This is a genomic window from Enterococcus sp. S183_ASV_20 (genome assembly GCF_018919685.1).
GTDB lineage: Bacteria > Bacillota > Bacilli > Lactobacillales > Enterococcaceae > Enterococcus > Enterococcus faecalis.
In genome coordinates, this window is the sequence record NZ_JAHLRI010000143.1 from 1 (window position 1) to 1,226 (window position 1,226).

The 1,226-nt window shown below is 47.0% G+C and carries 2 protein-coding genes; both read left to right on the forward strand.

The genetic code is table 11. The features are described from left to right. On the forward strand, positions 1-798 hold a 798-nt coding region (locus tag KQI94_RS16050; RefSeq protein ID WP_033072607.1), incomplete at its 5' end, for a DgaE family pyridoxal phosphate-dependent ammonia lyase. Positions 799-801: 3 nt separating this feature from the next. After that, positions 802-1,226: KDGP aldolase (locus KQI94_RS16055; protein ID WP_216454650.1), on the forward strand; the 425-nt coding region annotated here is incomplete at its 3' end.

A 1,226-nucleotide genomic window follows, 5' to 3' on the forward strand; every position in this document is an offset into this window, starting at 1 on the left:
GAGATTGTTTTACCTAAAGGGCACAACGTGGACTACGGCACGCCTGTAGAAGTCATGGTAGCGCAAGGCGGCGGCCAAGTGGTGGAAGCTGGCTACGCCAACATGTGCAGTCCAGAACACGTGGAAATGATGATTTCTGAAAAAACAGCGGCCATTCTATACATCAAAAGCCACCATACCGTGCAAAAAAGTATGCTGACGGTGGCCGAAGCGGCCAAAGTGGCGCAACGCCACAAGGTGCCGCTAATTGTTGACGCGGCAGCAGAAGAAGATCTTTTCAAATACACCGAAGCAGGCGCTGATTTGGTGATTTACAGCGGCGCCAAAGCCATTGAAGGGCCAAGTGCCGGTTTAGTGGTCGGGAAAAAAGAATACATTGACTGGGTGCGCCTACAAGGCAAAGGCATTGGTCGAGCAATGAAAATTGGCAAAGACAATATCTTGGGCTTTACGCAAGCAGTGGAAGAATACTTGGCACATGGCAGTGAATCAGGGGCTTCGATGCAAGAACGCTTAAAACCGTTTGTTGAAGCCATCAACAACTTGTCAGATTTAACCGCTAAAATCGTCCAGGATGGCGCCGGACGAGACATTTATCGCGCCAGTGTCAAAGTGGACGGCAGAAAAACCGCCAAGGAAGTCATCCAAGCGTTAAAAGCAGAAAGTCCAGCCATTTATACGCGAGAATATCAAGCCAACAATGGCATCATTGAATTTGACATTCGTTCTGTCAATCAAGAAGAAATGAACAAAATCGTGCAACGATTACAAGAAATTATGGACACAAAGGAGAAATAAGCCATGTCATTAAAACCTAATTATTTAGAAGAACGCATTTGTTTAAACGTCTTAGCCAATTCAGTAGAAAATGCCCAAGCCTGTTATGAAGCAGCAGAAGGGCATGTTGTGTTAGGCGTCCTTTCAAAAAACTATGAAACCGATGAAGCAGCCATTGACGATATGAAAAAATACCAAGCAGCAACCAACAACGCTTTATCTGTCGGCTTAGGGGCTGGCGATCCTAATCAAAGTCAAATGGTGGCTCGCTTATCAGAAGTTCTACAACCGCAACACGTGAACCAAGTCTTCACAGGTGTCGGCGCTTCGCGGGCCTTACTTGGTCAAGACGAAACAGTGATTAATGGCTTAGTTTCACCCACAGGCAAAGTTGGCTATGTCAACATTGCGACAGGTCCGTTAAGCTCGGGTGCGCCAGCGGCGGAAGT